General features: G+C 71.5%; 17 protein-coding genes. 14 read left to right on the forward strand and 3 right to left on the reverse strand.

Features of this window, described 5'->3' with window-relative positions:
- Positions 1-539 precede the first annotated feature (539 nt).
- From gatC to ACFVH0_RS37460, 8 genes are all read left to right on the forward strand, one after another.
- Positions 540-836 (forward strand): Asp-tRNA(Asn)/Glu-tRNA(Gln) amidotransferase subunit GatC, encoded by a 297-nt coding sequence (gatC, locus tag ACFVH0_RS37425; RefSeq protein ID WP_015036350.1) that lies wholly within the window; start codon positions 540-542, stop codon positions 834-836.
- Between the two features lie 5 nt (positions 837-841).
- Positions 842-2,344, forward strand: a complete 1,503-nt coding sequence (gatA, locus tag ACFVH0_RS37430; protein ID WP_385827725.1) for an Asp-tRNA(Asn)/Glu-tRNA(Gln) amidotransferase subunit GatA — start codon at positions 842-844, stop codon at positions 2,342-2,344.
- Complete coding sequence (locus tag ACFVH0_RS37435) at positions 2,341-2,580, forward strand: hypothetical protein (RefSeq protein WP_124716236.1); 240 nt, start codon at positions 2,341-2,343, stop codon at positions 2,578-2,580. Before gatA ends, ACFVH0_RS37435 begins: the two co-directional genes overlap by 4 nt.
- A 15-nt stretch (positions 2,581-2,595) precedes the next feature.
- Complete coding sequence (gene gatB, locus ACFVH0_RS37440; RefSeq protein WP_124716235.1) at positions 2,596-4,104, forward strand: Asp-tRNA(Asn)/Glu-tRNA(Gln) amidotransferase subunit GatB; 1,509 nt, start codon at positions 2,596-2,598, stop codon at positions 4,102-4,104.
- Positions 4,105-4,281: 177 nt separating this feature from the next.
- Positions 4,282-6,408 carry a phosphocholine-specific phospholipase C gene (locus ACFVH0_RS37445; RefSeq protein ID WP_385827727.1) on the forward strand — a complete coding sequence of 709 codons (2,127 nt, stop codon included), beginning with the start codon at positions 4,282-4,284 and terminating at the stop codon, positions 6,406-6,408.
- A 77-nt stretch (positions 6,409-6,485) separates the two neighbouring features.
- Positions 6,486-7,964 (forward strand): hypothetical protein, encoded by a 1,479-nt coding sequence (locus ACFVH0_RS37450; RefSeq protein ID WP_385827729.1) that lies wholly within the window; start codon positions 6,486-6,488, stop codon positions 7,962-7,964.
- 184 nt (positions 7,965-8,148) lie between these two features.
- Positions 8,149-10,368 carry an MMPL family transporter gene (locus ACFVH0_RS37455; protein ID WP_385827730.1) on the forward strand — a complete coding sequence of 740 codons (2,220 nt, stop codon included), beginning with the start codon at positions 8,149-8,151 and terminating at the stop codon, positions 10,366-10,368.
- Positions 10,368-10,922 (forward strand): GNAT family N-acetyltransferase, encoded by a 555-nt coding sequence (locus ACFVH0_RS37460; RefSeq protein WP_385827732.1) that lies wholly within the window; start codon positions 10,368-10,370, stop codon positions 10,920-10,922. Before ACFVH0_RS37455 ends, ACFVH0_RS37460 begins: the two co-directional genes overlap by 1 nt.
- Before the next feature lie 19 nt (positions 10,923-10,941).
- Here ACFVH0_RS37460 and ACFVH0_RS37465 read toward each other — a convergent pair whose 3' ends face one another.
- Positions 10,942-13,416 (reverse strand): helix-turn-helix domain-containing protein, encoded by a 2,475-nt coding sequence (locus ACFVH0_RS37465; protein WP_385827734.1) that lies wholly within the window; start codon positions 13,414-13,416, stop codon positions 10,942-10,944.
- A 259-nt stretch (positions 13,417-13,675) separates the two neighbouring features.
- Here ACFVH0_RS37465 and ACFVH0_RS37470 point away from each other — a divergent pair, with 259 nt between their 5' ends.
- The 6 genes from ACFVH0_RS37470 (at position 13,676) to ACFVH0_RS37495 (ending at position 20,920) form a co-directional block, all read left to right on the forward strand.
- Positions 13,676-13,903, forward strand: coding sequence for a hypothetical protein (locus ACFVH0_RS37470; RefSeq protein WP_385827736.1), 228 nt, complete (start codon positions 13,676-13,678; stop codon positions 13,901-13,903).
- A 64-nt stretch (positions 13,904-13,967) separates the two neighbouring features.
- On the forward strand, positions 13,968-15,248 hold the full coding sequence (locus tag ACFVH0_RS37475; protein ID WP_385827738.1) for a serine hydrolase domain-containing protein: 1,281 nt from the start codon (positions 13,968-13,970) through the stop codon (positions 15,246-15,248).
- Positions 15,249-15,358: 110 nt separating this feature from the next.
- A complete protein-coding gene (locus ACFVH0_RS37480; RefSeq protein WP_385827740.1) occupies positions 15,359-16,450 on the forward strand; it encodes an alpha/beta hydrolase in 1,092 nt (363 codons plus the stop codon).
- Positions 16,451-16,591: 141 nt separating this feature from the next.
- Positions 16,592-17,236, forward strand: coding sequence for a hypothetical protein (locus ACFVH0_RS37485; RefSeq protein ID WP_385827742.1), 645 nt, complete (start codon positions 16,592-16,594; stop codon positions 17,234-17,236).
- A gap of 196 nt (positions 17,237-17,432) precedes the next feature.
- Complete coding sequence (locus ACFVH0_RS37490) at positions 17,433-17,618, forward strand: hypothetical protein (protein ID WP_385827744.1); 186 nt, start codon at positions 17,433-17,435, stop codon at positions 17,616-17,618.
- 152 nt (positions 17,619-17,770) lie between these two features.
- On the forward strand, positions 17,771-20,920 hold the full coding sequence (locus ACFVH0_RS37495) for an AAA family ATPase (RefSeq protein ID WP_385827753.1): 3,150 nt from the start codon (positions 17,771-17,773) through the stop codon (positions 20,918-20,920).
- A 34-nt stretch (positions 20,921-20,954) separates the two neighbouring features.
- On the opposite strand, the gene ACFVH0_RS37500 is transcribed toward ACFVH0_RS37495, so the two are convergent.
- On the reverse strand, positions 20,955-21,290 hold the full coding sequence (locus ACFVH0_RS37500; protein ID WP_385827755.1) for a DUF6191 domain-containing protein: 336 nt from the start codon (positions 21,288-21,290) through the stop codon (positions 20,955-20,957).
- 31 nt (positions 21,291-21,321) lie between these two features.
- Positions 21,322-22,566 (reverse strand): PQQ-dependent sugar dehydrogenase, encoded by a 1,245-nt coding sequence (locus ACFVH0_RS37505; protein WP_385827757.1) that lies wholly within the window; start codon positions 22,564-22,566, stop codon positions 21,322-21,324.
- Between the last annotated feature and the right edge of the window lie 47 nt (positions 22,567-22,613).

Genomic DNA, 22,613 nt, shown 5'->3' on the forward strand with positions numbered 1-22,613 from the left:
GGCCTGGGTCCGGGCGGCTTGAGTCCGCGGCGGCTTGAGCCCCGGCGGCCTGGGGCCGGGCGGCTTGAGTCCGCGGCGGCCCGAGCCCCGGCGGCCTGGGTCCGGGCGGCTTGAGTCCGCGGCGGCCCGAGCCCCGGCGGCCTGGGTCCGGGCGGCCTGAGTCCGCGACGACCCGAGCCCGGGAGGGCCGCCCACCGGCGGCGCGTTCCGGCGGCGCGCCCAGTGCCCCTCCCCCGTACCCCGAGCCGGGGCGGGAGCCGGAAATCCTCGGCCGACCAGGCTGTTCGCCCGGGTGGCGGGAGTGGTGGCGGGCGACCCCATAGGATTGGGGGTCGGCGGCACATTTCCACCTGCCGCGCGACGCCTGGCACGCACGCTCGCCGCGTCGCCGAATCGCCCACGTGGCTCCGCCACGAGGGCGCTCCGGCGCCTTGCGATCGCACGCACCGGACGCCGCGCGGCCCGTCCTCCGGACGGACGACGGAAATGTGCCGCCGGCCCCCGGCCGAAACCACACACCAACCCCTGAGGATCGCTGCATGCCTGGCATCACGCGCGAGGAGGTCGCCCACCTCGCCCGGCTGGCGCGTCTGGAGCTGAAGGGCGAAGAGCTCGATCACTTCGCCGGTCAGCTCGACGACATCATCGGCGCGGTCGCCCGCGTCTCCGAGGTCGCCGACCAAGACGTACCGCCGACCTCCCACCCGCTGCCGCTGACCAACGTCATGCGCGCGGACGAGGTCCGTCCGTCGCTCACCCCCGAGCAGGCGCTCTCCGGCGCCCCGGCCCAGGAGCAGCAGCGTTTCAAGGTGCCGCAGATCCTGGGGGAGGACTAACAGCCATGACGGACCACAGCACCATCATCAAGCTCACCGCTGCCGAGATCGCCGCGAAGATCGCCTCCGGCGAGCTCACGGCCGTCGAGGTCACCGAGGCCCACCTGGCCAGGATCGGCGCGGTCGACGAGAAGGTCCACGCCTTCCTGCACGTCGACCGCGAGGGCGCGCTCGCGCAGGCCCGCGCCGTCGACGCCAAGAAGGCGGCCGGTGAGAAGCTCGGCCCGCTGGCCGGCGTCCCGCTCGCGCTCAAGGACATCTTCACCACCGAGGACATGCCGACCACCGTCGGTTCCAAGATCCTCGAAGGCTGGATCCCGCCGTACGACGCGACCCTCACCAAGAGGCTGAAGGCCGCCGACGTCGTCATCCTCGGCAAGACCAACATGGACGAGTTCGCCATGGGGTCCTCCACCGAGAACAGCGCCTACGGCCCGACCGGCAACCCGTGGGACCTCACCCGCATCCCGGGTGGCTCCGGCGGCGGCTCGTCCGCCGCGCTCGCCTCGTACGAGGCCCCGCTCGCCATCGGCACGGACACCGGCGGCTCCATCCGCCAGCCCGCCGCCGTCACCGGCACCGTCGGCGTCAAGCCCACCTACGGCGGGGTCTCCCGCTACGGCATGGTGGCCTTCTCCAGCTCCCTGGACCAGGGCGGGCCCTGCGCCCGTACCGTCCTGGACGCGGCCCTGCTGCACGAGGTCATCGGCGGGCACGACCCGATGGACTCCACGTCCATCGACGCCCCGGTCCCGCCGGTCGTCGAGGCCGCCCGCAACGGCAGCGTCGAGGGCATGCGCGTCGGTGTCGTGAAGCAGTTCGCCGGTGAGGGCTACCAGGCCGGTGTCGTCCAGCGGTTCAACGAGTCGGTCGAGTTGCTGAAGTCGCTCGGCGCCACGATCGTCGAGCTGGACTGCCCGTCCTTCGACCTGGCGCTGTCGGCGTACTACCTGATCGCGCCGTCCGAGTGCTCCTCCAACCTGGCCCGCTTCGACGCCATGCGTTACGGGCTGCGCGTCGGCGACGACGGCACCAGGTCCGCCGAGGACGTCACCGCGCTCACCCGCGAGGCCGGCTTCGGCGACGAGGTCAAGCGCCGCGTCATCCTCGGTACGTACGCCCTCAGCTCCGGCTACTACGACGCGTACTACGGCTCGGCGCAGAAGGTCCGCACCCTCATCACCCAGGACTTCGAGAAGGCCTTCGAGCAGGTGGACGTCATCGTCTCCCCGACGACGCCCACCACCGCCTTCCCGATCGGCGAGCGCGCCGACGACCCGATGGCGATGTACCTCGCGGACCTGTGCACCATCCCGACCAACCTCGCGGGCAACTCCGCCATGTCGCTGCCCTGCGGCCTGGCCCCCGAGGACGGCCTGCCGGTCGGGCTGCAGATCATCGCCCCCGCCATGAAGGACGACCGTCTCTACAAGGTCGGAGCCGCCGTCGAGGCCGCCTTCGTGGAAAAGTGGGGACACCCGCTGCTGGAGGAGGCTCCGTCGTTGTGAGTGCACTGACCAAGGCCAAGGGCTTCAAGAAGTCCAAGACCGGCACGTACCTGTCCATCGGCACCACCGCCTTCGGGGCCGTCAGCGTGCTCAAGCAGGCCAAGAAGGCACGCTACGAGCACGACACGCTCCGACTGATCGACGCCGTTGTCTCCGCCGCCGCCATCGCCACGGGTGTCGCCCTGCTGCTGCGCGAACTCAAGCGCCTCGGCGACGACGACGTACTGCTGGGCTGAGAGGGAAGTTTCACCGTGACTGTCACCGACCTGGTGTCGTACGAGGACGCGCTCGCGTCCTACGACCCCGTCATGGGCCTGGAGGTCCATGTCGAGCTCGGCACCAAGACCAAGATGTTCTGCGGCTGCTCCACCGAGCTCAAGCAGGACGCCAACTCCCAGACCTGCCCGGTCTGTCTCGGCCTGCCCGGCGCCCTGCCGGTCGTCAACGAGATCGGCGTCGAGTCCGCCATCAAGATCGGCCTCGCGCTGAACTGCGAGATCGCCGAGTGGTGCCGCTTCGCCCGGAAGAACTACTTCTATCCGGACATGCCGAAGAACTTCCAGACCTCCCAGTACGACGAGCCGATCGCCTACAACGGCTACCTGGACGTCCAGCTGGAGGACGGGGAGATCTTCCGGGTGCAGATCGAGCGCGCCCACATGGAGGAGGACACCGGCAAGTCGACCCACGTCGGCGGAGCCACCGGCCGTATCCACGGCGCGTCCCACTCCCTGCTCGACTACAACCGGGCCGGCATCCCGCTCATCGAGATCGTCACCAAGCCGATCGAGGGCGCGGGCGCCCGCGCCCCCGAGGTCGCCAAGGCGTACGTCGCCGAGCTCCGCGAGCTCATCAAGGCGCTCGGCGTCTCGGAGGCCCGCATGGAGATGGGCCAGATGCGCTGCGACGTCAACCTGTCGCTGCGCCCCAACGGCACCGAGACCTTCGGTACGCGCTCCGAGACGAAGAACGTGAACTCGCTGCGTTCCGTCGAGCGGGCCGCCCGGTTCGAGATCCAGCGCCACGCGGCCGTGCTGTCCTCCGGCGGCACGATCGTGCAGGAGACCCGGCACTTCCACGAGGAGGACGGCTCCACCACGGCCGGCCGCATCAAGGACAACGCCGAGGACTACCGCTACTTCCCCGAGCCGGACCTGGTGCCGGTCGCCCCGGCCCGCGAGTGGGTCGAGGAGCTGCGCAAGGGCCTTCCCGAGCTGCCCCGGCTGCGCCGGGCGCGGCTCAAGGAGGAGTGGGGTGTCTCCGAGCACGACATGCAGTCCATCCTCAACGCGGGCGCGGTCGACCTGATCGTCGCCACGACCGACGCGGGCGCCCCCTCGGACCAGGCCCGCAAGTGGTGGATGGGCGAGCTGGCCCGCAACGCCAACGAGACCGGCCGCGGCCTCGACGAGCTGCCGATCACCCCGGTGCAGGTCGCCAGGGTGGCCGAGCTCGTCACCTCGGGCGACCTCAACGACAAGCTGGCCCGCCAGGTCATCGAGGGTGTCCTCGCGGGCGAGGGCGACCCGGACACCGTCGTCGAGAAGCGCGGCCTGAAGGTCGTCTCCGACGAGGGCGCGCTGTCCACCGCGGTCGACGAGGCCATCGCGGCCAACGCGGCCATCGCGGACAAGATCCGCGGCGGCAAGGTCGCGGCGGCGGGCGCGCTCGTCGGCGCGGTCATGAAGGCCACCCGCGGCCAGGCGGACGCGGCCCGGGTGCGCGAGCTGATCCTGGAGAAGCTCGGCGTCGAGGGCTGACCCCTCCTCCGCAGGCACGTCCCCCGAGGGGCGGCACACCCGTGAGCCGGGTGCGCCGCCCCTTGGACTTTCCCGCACGACCTGTTGGACGTTCACCACCGGGCCGTCCGGAATCCTTCCGCGCGCCACCCGGCTTGATTAGCTTCCCGGCTGTACGACAGGACTCGGGAGGCTCACTTGACCACGGACATTTCACGGCGACGGCTCTTCGCACTGGGCGGCGGTGCACTCGGCGCCGCGGCGGCGGGGTCGCTGCTGCCGCCGTCGCTGCAGGCCGCGATCGCCGCGCAGCCGGCACACCCGGCGGGGTCCGGCGGCCGTGACGGGCTCGGAGCCATCAAGCACGTGGTGATCCTGATGCAGGAGAATCGTTCCTTCGACCATTACTTCGGGACGCTGCGGGGCGTACGCGGCTTCGGTGACCGCAACGCCGTCGAGCTGCCCTCGGGCAAGCCGGTCTTCGAGCAGCCCGCGGCGCTCGGCACCTCCGTGCTGCCGTTCCCGGTCCGCGACGCCGCCGAGACGCAGAAGAAGGACCTCCAGTACATCGGCGCGCTCGACCACTCCTGGAGCGGTGGCGGCAAGGCGTGGGCCGGCGGGTGGATGAACGGCTGGGTGACCGCCAAGACGGCCGCCACCATGGCGTACTACGACCGCCGCGACATCCCGCTCCACTACGAACTGGCCGACACCTTCACGGTCTGCGACGCCTACCACTCCTCCATCCACTCCTCGACCAGCCCCAACCGCAACCATCTGTGGAGCGGCAAGACGGGCAACGAGCCGAACGGCAAGCGGGCGGTCGGCAACGACGCGTACAGCGAGGGCACCCACCCCGGCTACGACTGGGGCACGTACGCGGAGCGGCTGGAGAAGGCCGGGCGCAGCTGGCGCACGTACACCGAGTGGGAGAACTTCACCGACAACCAGATCGAGTTCTTCGCCACCTTCAAGGCGGTGGCCCGCAAGGCGCTGGCGAAGACCGGCGGGCACACCTTCATGGAGTCGTTCTACGCCGCGGTGCGGGACGCCGACGCCACTGAGCGGGAGCGGCTGTTCGGTCTGCTGGAGGAGGGCGTCGCCACCCTCGGCAAGACCGAACGCAGCCTGTTCGAGCGGGCGTTGCGCCGGGTGGAGACCGGGACGCTGGCCGACGAGTTCGCCAAGGACGTGGCGGCGGGCACCCTTCCCGAGGTCTCCTATCTGGTGCCCTCGGCCGTCGACTCCGAGCACCCGAGCGTCTCCTCGCCCATCCACAGCGCGACGATCGTCTACAAGGTCCTGGACGCGCTGGGCAAGCACCCCGACGTGTGGCGGCACACCGCGGTCTTCATCAACTACGACGAGAACGACGGCTTCTTCGACCACGTGCCGCCGCCGGTCGCCCCGTCGGAGGTGACCGAGGAGCAGTGGGAGGGCAAGCCCACCGGCCTCGGCATGCGGGTGCCGATGCTCGTGGTGTCGCCGTGGACCATCGGCGGCTACGTCTGCTCCGAGGTCTTCGACCACACCTCCGTGGTCCGCTTCCTGGAACGCTGGACCGGAGTGAAGGAGCCGAACATCAGCGACTGGCGGCGCACCGTCGCCGGCGACCTGACCTCGGCCTTCGACTTCTCGCGCGGGCGGCGCCGGCCCGAGGTGGAACAGCCGGGCGTCATCCCGCCGTTCAGCGGCCGCTGGTCGCCGAAGCCGCCGGCCGTCCAGCACATGCCCGTTCAGGAGCCCGGCGCCCGACCCGCCCGCGCGCTGCCGTACCAGCCGGACGCGCAGGCGAAGGTGGTGAACGGCGAGGTGCGGGTGGCCCTCAGCAACACGGGGCGCTCGTCGGCGCACTTCGCGCTGTACCCGTACGCGGGTGAGTTCCCCGTACCGCAGCACCGGGACGTGAAGGGCACCGCGCAGTGGACGGTGCCGGTCACCGGCGCGGCCTACCGGTTCACGGTGACGGGGCCCAACGGCTTCCGCCGCGAGTTCGCCGGGCCCGCGAAGGACGGCGCCTCGGCCGGTGCCGAGGTCGCGTCGCGGGTCGATGCCCATGAGCGCGACCTGCACCTCACGCTCCGCAACACCGGCCGGACCACGCTCACCTTCACGGTGCGCCCGCTCGGCTACGTCGACGAGGCGGACCTGCGGGACTGGACCCGGACCGTCAAGGTCAAGCCGGGACGCAGCCGCACGGTGGTCCACTCGGCGGCCGACGCGCACGGCTGGTACGACCTGGACGTCACCGTCGACGGGGATGACGCGTTCCGGCGCCGGCTGATGGGGCACATCGAGAACGGCCGGGCGAGCGTCTCGGGCTGACGGGCCGCCCGGCAGGCTCTTCGCACGGGGCCGGTGCCCACCGGAACCACCGCGGCGCGGCCCGCGTGTCCTTGATCATGAACGAACTGATCGAGAAATGGGCCGGAGTCACGGCGGGCGCCGCCCCGGAGGAGGCGGACCCCGTCGTCCTGGAGTGCGCCCGCCTGCTCGCCGCCGAACCGGACGGCGAGCAGGCGGTCCTGCTGACCTTCGGGCTGGTGAACATGGCGCCGTACGTCCTCGGGCGACGCGGCGCCGACGTCGAGCGGGCCGTGGCGGACGCGCTCGGCGCCGCCGCCGAGGCCATGGACGAGCAGTGTCTTCAGGCCGGCGGGTGCGGGCACGCGGCCCATCCCTACACCGACAGCCTGGAGGAGTGGGACACGGACACGGACGGGCTGCTCGACGCACCGGACGTCGAGATTCCGTTCGAAGACTGGGACGGCGCCGAGGCCTGCCCCCGCAACGCCGCCGGGTGGGCGCGGACGGCCGCCGATGTGATCCTGCCGGGCAGCACGGACGGCATCCCCGAGATCGTCCCCGAAGGCCACCAGAGATACATCCGCAGCCTGGGCAGTGTGCTCAACGACTATCCGAACGGTGATCCGTTCTGGGACCTGGAGATCCACGCCGGGCCACCCGGCGATCTCTCCCGGGCCGCTCTCGCCGGCTATGTCGTCGTCGCCCATGCGAACTGCTGGTACGCGGGGTCGGGCCGGATCAGACAGCGGTCGCTGCTCGACGACATGATCGAGGGCCTGGAGTCCGTACTGCCGCTGCTGCCGGACGAGGCCTGCGCGCACGAGGACGGCGAGCACCCAGCACTGCGCTCCGGCAGCGACGAGCAGGCCGCCGAGGGCATCCGCCTGCAGAGCCCCGGCGGCCGGACCGTCCTGCGCGAGGAACACGCGGACGGATACGGGGCCTCGCTGGAGGCATGGACCTGCACCACCTTCCTGCGTGCCCTCGCCGTCGAGGCCCGTGACCATCTGCGCGAAGCGGTCGACAGACTCTTCGGCACCCGGGAGACGGCGCATCTGGACCCGGTGTATCTGCGCCCCGACGGCCGCCTCGACATCAATCCGCTGAGCGAGCGGCATGTCCCGTTCAAGGACGAGACAGCCTCCGAGGAGGCGGCGCTCTGGGCGGCCCGGCGGTACGAGCAGCTCGGTCCGGACGGACCCGCGCTCGACCGGACCGTCCTGCTGCTCCTGATGGGCACGGCAGCCGACTCCCTGGAGCTGTCGTACGGAATCGCCCGCGAGATCCTCGGCATCCTCCGTACCACCGCCGCCACCCTGCCCGGCGGCGCATGCGACCACGCGGACGGCCATGCGCCCGCCCGTGAGCGCACGTCCGACCGCTTGGTACGCATCGCGCATCTCTACGCCCCCGACGCAGGCCCCGCCCCTGGCTCGGACTCCGGCCAGGGTTCCAGGAGCGAGGTGCTGACCTGCCCCGTCCATCTGGCCGAGGTCGTGACGAAGGGCATCGCGGAGATCGAGGAGCAGTTCGAGGAAGAACTGGAGGCGGAGGAGGAACGACTGGCCGAGTGAGGTGGCCGGAGGCTGCTGCGACCGGGGGATGCGGCAAGCTCTGCGGCCATTGTGAGTAAGGCCACGAAAGAGACAAAGGATCACTTTCGGCTGCCAGAGTGACGGTTCTCAGGTCATGCGCTCTTTGCGGGTAATTCGTGCTTCATGCCGGCAAAGGACCACGAACCAGCAGGGAGCACGTCCGTTGGCTGCCATCGCCCGCTGGTGCATCAGGCACCGTCTCATCGCCGTCCTCATCTGGCTGCTCGCCCTCGGCGGCGCGGCCACCGCGGCGGGCTTCGCGGGTTCCGCGTACTCCAACGACTACGAGGTCCCCGGTACGGAGTCCGGCCGGGCCACCGAGCTGCTCAGGGCCGGCTTCACGGATCTCGGCGGTGACACCGACACCATCGTCTGGCACACCACCGACTCCACCGTGCGGGCCGCCGACGTCCGGCAGACGATGACCCGGACCCTGCACGCGGTCGAGGAACTGCCCGGGGTCGGCGCGGTCACCGGCCCGTACGGGGCCTCCGGCACCGCCCAGATCAGCGCCGACGGACACACCGCCTACGCCACGATCACCTTCGACCGGCAGGTCGAGGAGATCCCGGCGCAGCAGGCCGAAGCCGTCGTCGACACCGCGAAGGCGGCCGCCGCCGACCATCTCCAGGTGGAGCTGGGCGGCCCGGCAATGGCGCTCACCGAGGCACCCTCCGTCCACCTCAGCGAGGCCGTCGGGGTCGTCGTCGCGGCCATCGTCCTCTTCCTCGCCTTCGGCTCGCTCGCCGCCAGCATGCTGCCCATCGCCACCGCACTGGTCTCCGTCGGCACCGCGTACGCGGGCACCGTGCTGCTCGGCCATGTGATGACCGTCGCCGACTTCGCGCCCATGCTGGGCATGCTGATCGGGCTCGGCGTCGGCATCGACTACGCGCTGTTCATCGTCACCAGACACCGCAGAGGGCTGCGCGGGGGCCTGTCGGTCACCGAGGCCGCGCGGACCGCCGTCGCGACGACCGGCCGCGCCGTGGTCTTCGCCGGGGCCACCGTCTGCATCGCGCTGCTCGGCATGCTGATCCTGCGGCTCGGGTTCCTCAACGGTGTGGCGATCGCCGCCTCGCTCACCGTCGTACTGACCGTGGCCGCCTCCGTCACCCTGCTCCCCGCCCTGCTGTCCTTCATCGGTATGCGGGCCCTGAGCCGGCGCGAACGCAGACAACTCGCCGAGCACGGCCCGCAGCCCGAATCGCCCACGGGCTTCGCCGCCCGCTGGTCCGCCTTCGTCGAACGCCACCCCAAGCTGCTCGGCGCCCTGGCCGTCGTGGTGATGGTGGTACTGGCGCTGCCCACGTTCTCCCTGCACCTGGGCAGCTCCGACCAGGGCAACAACCCCTCCTCGTCGACCACCCGGCAGGCGTACGACCTGCTGGCCGACGGATTCGGACCCGGCGTCAACGGGCCGCTGACGATCGCCGCGCGGCTGGACGGCGCGGACGACCGGCTCGCGATGGACGGCCTGCCCGCCACGCTGCGGTCCACCGAGGGTGTGGCCTCGGTCGGCCCGGTCACGTACAACAGCAGCGGTGACACGGCCTTCGTCACCGTCGTACCGAAGTCGTCACCGCAGTCCCAGGAGACCAGCGAGCTCGTCGACCGGCTGCGCACGGACGTCCTGCCGAAGGCAGAGGAGAACAACTCGCTCCAGGCCCATGTCGGGGGAGTGACCGCCAGTTACGACGACTTCGCCCGGATCATCATCGGCAAACTCCCGCTCTTCGTCGGCGTGGTCATAGGGCTCGGCTGCCTGCTCCTGCTGCTGGCCTTCCGGTCGATCGGCATTCCGCTGAAGGCCGCGGTGATGAACGTTGCCGCCGTCGCCTCCTCGTTCGGGGTCGTCGTCGCGATCTTCCAGTGGGGGTGGGGGAGCGAACTGCTGGGGCTGGGCAGTTCGGGGCCCATCGAACCGTTCCTGCCGGTGATCATGGTGTCGGTGCTCTTCGGACTGTCCATGGACTACCAGGTGTTCCTGGTGGGGCGGATGTACGAGGAGTGGCTGGAGACCGGGGACAACCGGCGGGCCGTCCGGGTGGGCCTCGCCGAGACCGGCCGGGTGATCAACTCCGCGGCCGTGATCATGATTTCGGTCTTCCTGGCGTTCGTCCTCAGTGGGGACCGGGTCATCGCGATGTTCGGCATCGCACTCGCCGCGGCCGTCCTGCTGGACGCCTTCGTCCTGCGTACGCTGCTGGTCCCCGCGCTGATGCATCTGCTGGGCGGGGCGAACTGGTGGCTGCCGCGCCGGCTGGACCGGCTGCTGCCACGGATCAGCATCGAGCCGCCCGAGCAGGGCCTGCCGCATGCGAAGATCCCGCAGGCGGCACAGTCCGCGCAGTTGGTGGAAGCGGTTCGAGAAGGAGCATGATGTTCGCGATATCCCTGGGTGACGACGGAGCGGAACTGCGTCCGCTGGAGGTCTGGCAGGCGCAGGAGTTCCTCGACCACATGGACCGGGCCCGCGCGCTCGTCGATCCGTGGATCCCCTTCGCCTCCTTCGCCACCGACCTGGACTCGGCGCGGGAGCTGCTGCGGCGGTACGCGGAGAAGCAGGCGGCGGACGCCGGGCGGATGTACGGCATCTGGCTGGACGGCACGCTCGTCGGCGGCGTCATGTTCCGGATCTTCGACGCGGAGTCCGGGAACTGCGAGCTCGGCTGCTGGCTGGAGCCGGCGGGCGAGGGGCGCGGACTGATCACCCGGGCGGCCCGGAAGCTGATCGACTGGGCGGTGTACGAGCGCGGCATGCACCGCGTGGAGTGGGACGCGTCCGCCGCGAACACCGCCAGCATCGCCGTGGCGAAGCGGCTCGGCATGACGCGCGACGGGGTGCTGCGCGAGAACTACCTGTACCGCGGCGAGCGGCACGACTCGGAGATCTGGTCGGTGCTTGCCAGGGAGTGGCGGGCACGGAAGGACTGAGCGACGGCCGTGCCGGCACTTATGCCCCGGGACCGAACCGGGCCGGTGCGTACTTGCTCTGGCGCTCGCGGTACGAGCGGGCGAGGTGGTGCTGGAGCCGGATGTGGCGGAACTGGTACACCGCGCCGGTCTGGCGCAGCACGCCCCTGCGGTAGGCGTCGTCCAGGAAGGCCACCGTGTCCCAGGGCAGCTTGCCGGTCAGGGGCAGCCAGACGCGCGACAGGACCAGCCACCGTCCCCAGGCGGTGAACGAGAGCGCGTACGAGCACGCGCCCCCGAGCCCGCCGACGGTGCCGATGGCCAGCCCGTCCGACAGCCGCCAGTTCAGCGTTCCGAGCACCCCCTGGAGCAGATCGGTGATCAGGAATCCGCCGAGCGTGATCGCGAGGGTGAGCATCGGCACCAGGACGAGGACCTGCCGGGCCACCGTCGCCCGGTTCGAGACCAGCAGGCCGACCGGGGTGGCCGCCGAGGTGACGTCCAGCGGTGCTTCGAACGCGGCCATGAGCCCGAAGACGAGTCCGGCGCCCGCCCCGAAGATCAGCCCGAGGACCAGCATGTTGATCAGCGTGCCCTTGATCACCACATCGTCGGCGAGCGGAATCCCGTAGTACAGCCAGCGCTGGAGGGCGAGGGCGGACGCGCACCCGACGCCCATCACGAATCCCCCCAGCAGAACGGCGCCGAACCGGGCGGTGAAGGTGCGGACCGGTCTGTGGCCGATGCCGGTGCCCGCACCGGGCAGCCGTAGCCGCACATGGGCCGGTTCGAAGGCCGCGGTGCCGAACCGGGCCAGGATCGCGTGGACGCACCCGAAGGCGAGGCCGGCGGCAATCCCCAGCGAACCGCCCAGCAGCAGCGCTTCGCCGATGGGAAACGGCAGGTTGATCAGATTGACGAACCACTCGGCGAAAGCGACGCAGAGCGCCGACGACACCACCACCGACAGCAGGCGCGTGGACAGCCGCAGCGAATCGCCGATCCGCCACCAGGCGAGGTCCTGCTGGTCGCGGTCGAGCCGGGCCAGATGGTGGGCGAGGTAGCCGAGCCAGTGCTCGGCGCGCTCCGGATCCCGGTGCCGCTCCGGGCGGCCCACGGCGCTCCGCTCGGCGACGCGGTGGCGGTAGACCGTCGGCACGAAACCCGCCAGCAGGTGTTCCTCCAGGGAGTTCTCGTCGGGGAACCGCTCGGTGTCCAGCAGTTCGGCCGGATCCCTGCCGGGCGTCCCGCTGTACATCGTCCGAGCCAGAATGATCATGAGTGGGGTGCTCAGCACCCTGGCCAGCGGGGTGTCCGCGCCGCTCTCCCCGGCGCGCAGCCGTGCCAGGACGGGGTTCCACACCGCCCCGCTACCGCCGTCGCCGCGAGGGACCGGGCGGGCCGTCCGCGGCAGGTAGGCGGCGAGGTCGTCGAGGGTGAGATCGGTGAGTTCCAGACCGGCGGCCCACACCAGCGGGGTACCCGTCTCCTCGACCGCCTCGGCGAACTCGCCGCGCCGGCTGGTCAGCACGAGCGGGAGCGAGGTGGCGTTCAGCGTTTCCAGCGCGGTGCTCCGCAGACCTTCCGCGATCTCGTCGAAGCCGTCCAGGACCGGCAGTACGAGATCGGCGTCGACCAGTGCGGCGGCCAGCGTCGACCCGTCGGGGGCCCTGCGGGTGAGATGCGGATGGTCGCGGACCAGGAGGTCGATCAGCCAGTCCCGTAACGCGATGGCCGTGGGATCCCAGGACCCGAGGCTGAAGATCACCGGCACCCGGTCGTGCGGCTCCCGGGCTTCCAGCTGGTCCAGGACGAACCTGATCGTCAGGATCGACTTGCCGGAACCTGCCCGGCCGAGCACCACCAGCCGCCCGGACAGAATCCGCCGGTAGACCTCGGCCACGCTGCCCAGATCGCCGCTCAGGTCCATTTCCTGCGAAATCGCGCCGGGCGGCAGACGCTGGATGTTCTCCGAATGGTCGGTCAGGGATTCGGGGGCGTCCTGCCAGCGCACGGGAAGCGGAAACGGGTCGTGGACCCGGCGGTGTTCCTCCTCGCGCTGCCAGCGACGCCTGATCTCCTTCGCCAATTCCGTTGCGGCGTCGGCGAGATCACTGTGAATCGGGAGCCGGGTGCGGGTTCCGTTCTCCTTCGGGCGGGAACTCTGCGCGGGAATGGATATGGGGGCGGGAGCAGGATCTGGTGCGGGCTCAGCGGCGGGTGCGCGCTCCCGAACGGATTCGGGAAATGTCTCAGGAATGGTCCCGGGAACGGATACGGCGAGTTCCGTCGTCGATCCCGCGAGTGTGGCCGCGAGCCGCTGACGGTCCTCCGGCCCGGCCTCCAGAGCGTCCGCCAGCAGGTTCACCGTACCCAGCCGGTGATCGCTGGATCTGCCCGTCTCCAGTCTGCGGATCGTACGCACGCTCACCCCGGAACGTGCCTCCAGCTGCTCCTGCGTCAGCCCCGACCGCTTGCGCAGTCGACGCAACAACGTGCCGAGCTGATCCGCCACTTCGCCATCCCCTCCACCACCGAGCGCGGCCGGCGATGAGCCTATCGTGACGACCGGTCATATATGGCCGGTCGGCTGTCCTGTCCTGCGAGCAGCGCGAACGCCACGATCAAGTGGTGCCCGGCCGGAGCGCCGACACGGGGCGGCGCACTGTGCAGGGCATCGGAGAAGCGGCCGGCGCCGGGGACGAACGGACCCCGGCGCCGGGCCGGAACCGCCTCTCATGGCTTTCTCCTGCAACGACCAATGAGGAGTTGACATGGCCTATCGATTCTGGTGCGGCGAGTGCGGTTTCAAGACGCCGTGGCTCGGTGAGTCCCAGGGTGCGCAGCGTCAGTTGGACCACTACCTCAAGCAGCATCCCGGAATTCCCGCCGGTGGCCATGTGGAGACCAATCGGAAGAACCCGGAGGGCGGTTTCGGATTTCTTCAAGTGGCGGGAATCGCCCTCCTGGTGCTGATCGTCGTCGTCTCCTGCCGGCACTGAGAAGCGACCTGAATTCGACCGCACAACCGGAACGGCCATCCAACCGAAAGGGACGGTAAAGAGAATGAGCGTGCTCGATGTTTTCGGGGCAGACATCGCGATGAACAGGGAGAACCCGGACGCCGAAGGTGCGGCCGGGCAGCAGCCCTCGCCGGCACAAAAGCGCCGCCACCGGCGCCGGCTGCTGCCGGTGGCCGGCCTGACCTGCCTCCTGCTGACCGCCGCCGGCACGGCGAACGCAGCCGCGGCCACCGGCTCCTCGGCCGCCGCCCCGGCCACCGGCTCCTCGGCCGCCGCCCAGACCCCGGCCGAGATACTGCAGGCCGGGGCCCAGCAGGGGGTCGCCGACGGGTACCCGGGCGTGATCGGCATGGTCCGGAAGGGCGACACCGCCCAGTACGTACATGCGGGAGTCGGCAACCGCGCGACCAAGGTGCCCGCGGACCCGAAGGCGAAGTTCCGGATCGGCAGCAACACCAAGGCGTTCATCTCCACCGTGCTGCTCCAACTGGAGGGCGAGAAGCGGCTCTCGCTGGACGACACCGTCGCCAAGTGGCTGCCGGGGGCGGTCGCCGCCAACGGCTACGACGGCTCGAAGATCACGATCCGTCAGCTGCTCAACCACACCTCGGGCCTGCCCGACTACCTCGGCTCCCTGCAGATCAACGGACCGTACTTCCTCAACACCAACCCGAGGGAGGTTTTCCCGCCGCAGACCCTGGTCAACGTCGCCCTCGGCATGCGCGCGCCGGCGTCCGCACCGGGGGAGAAGTTCGGCTACTCCAATACCAACTACGTGCTCGCGGGCATGGTGATCAAGGCCGTCACCGGTTCGGAACCGGCCGCGGAGGTCCAGCGGCGCATCATCGAGCCGCTCGGTCTGAGCGACACCAGCTTCCCCACCTCCGACCCCGCGCTCTACGGCAACTACCTCAACGGCTACGTGATCCGGGCGATCCTCATCGATGACGGCACGGTCTCCAATGTGCAGGTCACCGGGAGCGCCGGTGCCATGGTGTCGACCATGGACGACCTGGCCGCGTTCTCCCGGGCGCTGATGACCGGGAAGCTCCTTGAGCCCGCGCAGATGGCCGAGCTCAAGACCACCGTCCCCGTGACCGCCGACGTCGGCTACGGGCTGGGCATCGAGCACCTGAAGCTGTCCTGCGGGAAGTGGGCCTGGGGACACAACGGCGCGGTGCTCGGCTACTTCAGCGAGTGGCTGAGCAGCGAGGACGGCACCGAGCAGGTGCTGCACACGAACAACGAGTTCCATCTGCTCGCCGGTACACCGGGGCAGACCCACACGGGCAAGGCCATGACGGACGCGTTCTGCGCGCTCTGAGGACCGCGACCGGAGGGGCTCTCCCGGCGGCCGGGCCGACACCCGGCCCGGCCGCCGGGCCGGGACCTTCCCCCGAAGCGGGGGCCGACCGCCCTCGGAGAGGACACCCGATGAGAACACCGCGGACCGCCTGGCGGATCCGTACGCGGACGGCCGTCGCCGCCGCCGCGCTGACCATGACCGCCACACTCGCGGCGCCGCTCGCGCACGCCGAGGGCTCCGCCCCTCCGGTGCTGTCCGACGGATTCGGCCTGACCCAGGTCGCCGGGGGCACCCAAGTGCACTCGGACACCGACTTCACGATCACCGTGACCACCCCGCAGGTCGCGGGGCCGCACAAGATCCGCATCTTCCTGCCCAGCGGCTACCGGACCGAGCCCGGCAAGCGCTGGCCGGTGACGTACTTCCTGCACGGCGGGCCCGGAAACCCGGACGACGCCGCGGCCGTCCCGGCGCTGCGTTCGGACTCGATGATCACCGTCGTGCCGGACGGCGGCCGCAAGGGCTGGTACGCCGACTGGCTCATGCAGAACACCGCCGAGGGCGCCGCGAACTGGGAGACCTTCCACCTGAAGCAGGTCGTCCCCTTCATCGACGCCAATCTGCGCACCATCGCCGACAAGGACCACCGGGCCGTCGTCGGGCTGTCGATGGGCGGGTTCGGCGCCCTGCACTACGGCGAGGCCCGGCCCGATCTCTTCGGCCACGTCGCCTCGCTGTCCGGCGGCATCGACTTCGGCATGGCGGAGGTCCGTGCGGCGGTCCTGGCCACGGAACTGAACGTCACGGGCGCCTGGTGCGCCGTGAGCACCTCCACCCCGTCCGGGACCGGCCAGTGCACCGGTTACGGTCCCACCGTCGACAGCGACGCGATCTTCGGCTCCCCCTACCCGGTCCTGAACGCGGACCGGATCTGGAAGGCGGTCGACCCCGCCGCCCCGGCCAACCTGGCCAAGCTCGCCGGTGCCGAGGTCACGCTCTACACCGGCGACAACGACGTGATCGACCACTTCACCGCGATCGCCGCCAGGAACGTCAAGTCCCGCATGGACACGCTCGGTCTGCCCGGCCGCCTGGTCGACTACGGCGACGGGTCGGCGCTGTCCCCCACCTGCGACGGCGGCCACAACTACGGCTGCTGGGCGCCCGCTGTCGCCGACTACGTACCCCGCCTCCAGGACTCCTTCGAGGCGAAGAGCTGACGCGGAGGACAACGGCTCGGCAATGGCCCCGGCCCCGGCCCCGGCGGGCGAACGCTCGCCGGGGCCGGGGCCCACCCATGGCGCGGTCGCGCGGAGCGTTCGTTAAGAGGGTTCTCATACGGGCCGCCTAGCGTGCGCAACATGAACCCCAGGACCCCCACGAACCCCACCGCTCCCGCCGACCCCGAAGCATTCGCAGCAGCCGATGCAGCAGATGCAGCAGATACGTCCGATGCCGAGGAGACCGTGACCAAGAAGGCCACGGCCGAGGAAGCCTCGTACGACCTGGACAAGGCCACCGGGGAAGCGCTCACGGAGGACGGGGCCGAGGACGAGGACCTGGACCTGGACGGCCTCGACGACGACTCGGCCGAGGAGCCCTCCGGCCTCGGGGCGGCCGCCGCCGCCGTGGTCGCGGCCGGTCTCGGTGTCGTCGCGCTCACCGGGTCCTGGACCGGCAAGGTCGCCGCCGAGCGCGAGACCCTGATCGGCCAGATCAAGACCTCGGGAGGCGGCACCGCGGCCCAGCAGATCTCCGAGATCTACGGCGACGCCTGGCACTCCACCGCCCTGGTCAACGGACTCTTCGCGCTGCTGGCCCTGCTGGTCGGCATCTTCGCCCTGGTCCGCCCGGCCTTCGGCGCTCCCTCCGCGCAACCGCAGCCCGGCTGGGTCCGCGCCGTCGCGACCGCCGGCATCGCGCTCGGCGTCCTCGGCCTGCTGATCTCCGTCGGCATGTACTTCGACCTCATCGTGCCCCTGCCGACCGCGACCGCCGCCCAATAGGCACGACGGCCCGGGGACCGTCCCGCCGGGGACCGTCCCGTAGGGCATCCGCCGAAAGACCCTAGGGCACCCCGCCCCGCGAAGATGCGGATCTTGCCCGATGTGGCGGCACCCCCTGGGAGACGACAGTCGGGGCACGGCAGAGAAACCCTGCCGCCCCCGGCCCGAACGGGCCGTCGTCCCAAGGGAGAAGCACATGTACGCGTACCGACTGCACGAGCTGCGCGCCGCCGAACTGCGCCGGCGGGCCGAGCGGGACCGGCTCGTCCAAGAGGCCCTTCGCGCCCGCCGGGCCGCCCGCCGGGCCGCCCGGAACTCCGGGCACAAGGAGACCGAGGGGTCGGTGAGTACCGACCGGAAGCGATTCGTCCACGCCGCGTGAAGGCCGTGCGACGACGCCCGATGAATCCGGTGACCGGCGAACTGGTGCCCGCCGAATCGGTGCCCGGCCGAGCGGTGCCCGGCGAGCCGGTGCCCGGCCGAGCGCTGGCCGGCCGTCCGGCTCCGGGATCTGTGTGCCCGGACCCGTATGCGATGCTCGGCGGCGTGGAGACCAGGTCCGTCAGTCCCGTGTTCGTCGGCCGCGAGGGCGAGTTCGCCTCGCTCGTCGATGCGCTCGGCCGCGCCTGCGCGCAGGGCGGCGGCCCGGACGGGGCGGACACCCCCGGCGAACCGCAGGCGCTGCTCATCGGTGGCGAGGCGGGGGTCGGCAAGACCCGGCTGGTCGAGGAGTTCCTCGCGGCGGCGGTACGCCGCGACGCGGTCGTCGCGGTCGGCGGCTGCGTCGAGATCGGTGCCGACGGCCTGCCCTACGCCCCGTTCTCCACCGCGCTGAGGGCCCTTCGCCGCACCCTGCCCGCCGAGGTCGCCGCCGCCTGCGCCGGACAGGAGGGCGAGCTGGCCCGGCTTCTTCCCGAACTCGGCGAGGCGGACCGGGACGCGACCGACGAGCACAGCACCGCCCGGCTCTTCGAGCTCACCGCCGGACTCCTGGAACGCATCTCCGCCGGGCGCCCCGTCGTCCTCGTCCTCGAAGACCTGCACTGGGCCGACGCCTCCACCCGCCACCTCCTCGCCTACCTCTTCCGCGCCGTGCGCGACGGCCGCCTCGTCGTGATCGGCACCTACCGCTCCGACGACATCCACCGCCGCCACCCGCTGCGCCCCCTGCTCGCCGAACTGGACCGGCTGCGCACCGTCCACCGGATCGAGCTCGCCCGCTTCAACCGCGCCGAGGTCCGCCGCCAGCTCACCGGCATCCTCGCCGCCACCCCCGAGGCCACCCTCGTCGACGAGATCTTCGAACGCTCCGACGGCAACGCCTTCTTCGTCGAGGAGCTCGCCCGCAGCCTGGAGAGCGGCGACCACTCCCGGCTCTCCGACTCGCTGCGCGACCTCCTCCTCGTACGCGTCGAAGCGCTCCCCGACGACGCGCAGAAGATCGCCCGGATCGTCGCCGAGGGCGGCTCCACCGTGGAGTACGAACTGCTGGCCGCGGTCGCCCGGCTGACCGAGGACGAACTCATCGAGGCACTGCGGGCGGCCGTCGGCGCCAACCTGCTGCTCGCCACCCCGGAGGGCAACGGCTACCGCTTCCGGCACTCCCTGGTCCGCGAGGCCGTCAGCGACGACCTGCTGCCGGGCGAACGCTCCCGGCTCAACCGGCGCTACGCCGAGGCCCTGGAGGCCGACCCCACCCTCGTCCGCGCCGGGGAGCGCGCCACCCGCCTCGCCAGCTACTGGTACGGCGCACACGACGCGGCCAAGGCCCTGCCCGCCGTGCTCAGGGCCTCCGTCGAGGCCCGCCGCCGCTACGCGTTCTCCGAACAACTCCGCCTGCTGGAACGGGCGATGGAGCTGTGGGACGACGCCCCCGACGACGTACGCCGCACCCTGCGGCCCATCGACTACGCCGAGAGCTACCCGGCCTGCGGCTGCGACCCCGACACCACCCCGCTGCGCTACCTCGACCTGATGGCCGAGGCCACCGTCGCCGCCCGGTTCGGCGGGGAACGCGAACGCGCCCTGGCCATCGCCAAGAAGGCCATGCGGGTACTGGAGGGCGAGGACGACCCGTTGCGCGCCGCCTGGTTCTGGGTTCAGCGCTCCCGGCTGGTGCAGGACCTCACCCGGGGCGACGGCCGCGAGGAACTGGCCACCGCCCAGGAACTCGTCCGCGGCCTGCCCCCGTCCGCCGTGCACGCCGACGTCCTGATGAGCGTGGCGGGCTGGGGCGCCCTGCACCGCCCGGGCGCCGAGACCCTGCTCGCCACCGACCGGGCGGTGGAGTACGCCAGGCTCGTCGGCGACGAGTACATCGAGCTGCACGCCCGGCTCACCCGCGGCTGGCTCACCGCCGAGGCGGGCGGGGTCGACGAGGGCATCGCCGAGATGTACGCCGTCCGCGACCGCGCCGACGAACTGCACCTGGTCGGCATCATGAGCCGGGCCGGGATCAACCTCCCCTCCACCCTCGAATCCATGGGCCGCTCCCTGGAGGCCGTGACCGCCGCGGACCACGGCATCGCGATCAGCCTCAGCCACGGCATCGCCGACATGGAGGCATGGGTCCGCTGCAACCGGGCGACCTCGCTGTTCTCCCTGGGGCACTGGGACGAGAGCCGGGCCACCACCGACGCGGCGGCCCGCGCCGCCCGGTACGGCAAGGCCCAGGGGCTGGTGGCCTCCCGCCGCACCGAACTCGCCCTCGCGCAGGGCGACCTGGCCGAGGCGGAGATCCAACTCGCCCTGACCCGAAGCTGCTTCGGCTCCCGAGACCCGCAGCCCCAGCACGTCATCGACCCCGCACGCCACGCCATCGCCCTCGCCGCGCAGCAGGGCAGGCTCGCCGAGGCGCGGGCCGAGTTCGAGGCCCGGTCGGAACAGGGCTTCCCGCCCGGCACCCAGCGGTACGCGCTGCCGCTGCTCCATGTCGCCGCCGCGGCCGAGGCCGACGCCAGGGGCCTGCCCGCCGCCGACCCCGGCCGGCCGGCGATCCTGGCGGCCATCCGCGCCCACCTGAAGCGGCTGCCGATGCTGGTCCCGGTCTGGGCCGCCCACGGTCTCCTCGTCGACGCCGAGCTGGCCAGGGCGGAGGGCATCGACACCCCCGCCCACTGGTCCCGCGCGGCCGCCGCCTTCGCGCCGCTGCACCGCCCGTACGAGCTGGCCCGGATCCACCACCGCTGGGCCGAGGCCCTCCTCATCGCCTCGGGCGACCGGCCCGCCGCCACCACGCTGCTGCGCGGGGCCCACCGCACCGCCGTGCGGCTCGGCGCCCGCCCGCTGACCGAGACCATCGAGCTGCTGGCAGGCCGCGCCCGCATCACCCTTGCCGCCCCGGACCGCGGTGCCACCCCCGAACTCCCGCCCGCCGTCACCGTCCCGGACCACGAAGGCACCGGCGGCGACGCGGCGGACCCGGAGCGTGTCGAGGACCGGCTGCGCGAGGCGGCCGCCTCCGCGGTGGAGTCCTTCGGGCTGACCCGCCGCGAACAGGATGTGCACCGGCTGGTCGCGGAGGGCCACACCAACCGCAGGATCGCCGAGCAGCTCTACATCTCGCCCAAGACGGCGAGCGTGCACGTCTCCAGCATTCTGGCCAAGCTCGGCGTCTCCAGCCGGGGCGAGGCGGCCGCCCTCGCCCACCGGCTCCGCCTCTACCCGGATCGCGGCGACAGCTGACGGGGAGGGGGCGATCCGGGCCCGCCCCGCTCACTCAGGACCGCGCGCCGTCCCCGCCCGCGTCCGCGCCCTCTGCTGCCGTGGCCCCGGCTGACCCTTGATCGGCCTGATCGGCCTGATCGGCCTGATCGGCCTGATCGGCCTGATCGGCGTGATCGGCCTGATCGGCCTGATCCGTCTGATCGGCAACGGCGCTCGTGTTCCCGCCCGCGCCGGAGGCCCGGACGACCACCTTCCCGGAGGCCAGGTCTATCGGGCCGCGCCCCGGGTCACCGACGCCGAGATCCACCCGGGTCAGCTCCAGCCGCTTCTGTTCGTCGGAGGCATGCTTGCGGCCGGGTGCGAAGAGTTCCTCGAAGAAGTTGAACACCGGCCGCACGCCCTTTCACCTGCTGTAGCCGCTACCGCACCGCCAGCACCAGGATCCTGTCGTCTCCCGGCTTCGGGGTGCCGCGGGTGTCCGTATTGCTCGTGACCAGCCAGAGCTTGTCGCCGCCCGCGGCGAGCACGGTGCGCAGACGGCCGTACTTCCCCCGCAGGAACGACTGGGGGGCCGCCAGAGGTTCCTTGGCGCCATTGCCGGACAGCGGAATCCGCCAGAGCCGCTCACCGCGCAGGCCCGCCATCCAGATCGAACCCTTGGCGAAGGCGATCCCGCTCGGGGACGCCTCGGACGTCTTCCACTGTGCCACGGGATCGATGAAGCCCTTCTTCCCCGCCCTGCCCTCGGCCTCCGGCCAGCCGTAGTTCCCGCCCGGCACGATCCGGTTCAGCTCGTCCCGGGTGTCCTGGCCGAATTCGGACGCCCACAGCTGCTTCTGCCCGTCCCAGGCCAGCCCCTGCACATTGCGGTGCCCGTACGAATACACCACGGAGTCGGCCTCCGGGTTGCCGTGCAGCGGCTGCCCGTCCGGGGTCATCCGCAGGATCTTGCCGGCCAGCGACTTCTTGTCCTGCGCGAGGCCGTCGTCGCCCGTCTCCCCGGTGCCCGCGTACAGCATGTGGTCCGGGCCGAAGGCGATCCGCCCGCCGTTGTGGATCGACCCCTTGGGGATGCCGCGCAGGATCGTGTCGGGCGCGCCCAGCAGCCGGCCGGGCGTCGTGCCGTTCTCGTCGTACTGCATGCGGGCGATGCGGTTGTCGGACTCGGTCGTGAAATACGCGTACACCATGTGGTCCGCGCCGTACGTGGGGGAGACCGCGATCCCCAGCAGTCCGCCCTCACCGGCGGGCGACACCCCGGGCACCGCCCCCAGCAGGGTCTTCCCGCCGGTCTTCGCGTCGATCCGGGTGATCGTGCCCTTGTCACGGGAGGAGACCAGCAGATCGCCGTCCGGCAGCTCCGCCAGTCCCCAGGGCGACTCCAGGCCCTCGGTGAGCGTCGACACCACCTTCACCGAGCCCTTGACGGGCGGCAGGGCGGGCGAGGCGGACGGGGAGGCCGGCCGGTCCGGGGCCGTGGGGGAAGCGCTCGCTGCCGACGGCGTCCGCCCGGCGCCCGCCGTGCTGCCGGAGCCGTCGGCCGAGGAACACCCCGCGGTCAGCACCAGCGAGCCGGCCGCCAGCGCGGCCACCGTCCCGCGGCGCAGGCCCCCGCCCCGCGGCCCGGCGGGGCCTCGTACAGATCCGAACAGAACACCGCGCACAGCACCGATCCCTTCGACGGCCACCTGACTACTGTTCTTACACCGCG

The sequence above is a fragment of the Streptomyces sp. NPDC127117 genome (genome assembly GCF_042677325.1).
Lineage (GTDB): Bacteria > Actinomycetota > Actinomycetes > Streptomycetales > Streptomycetaceae > Streptomyces.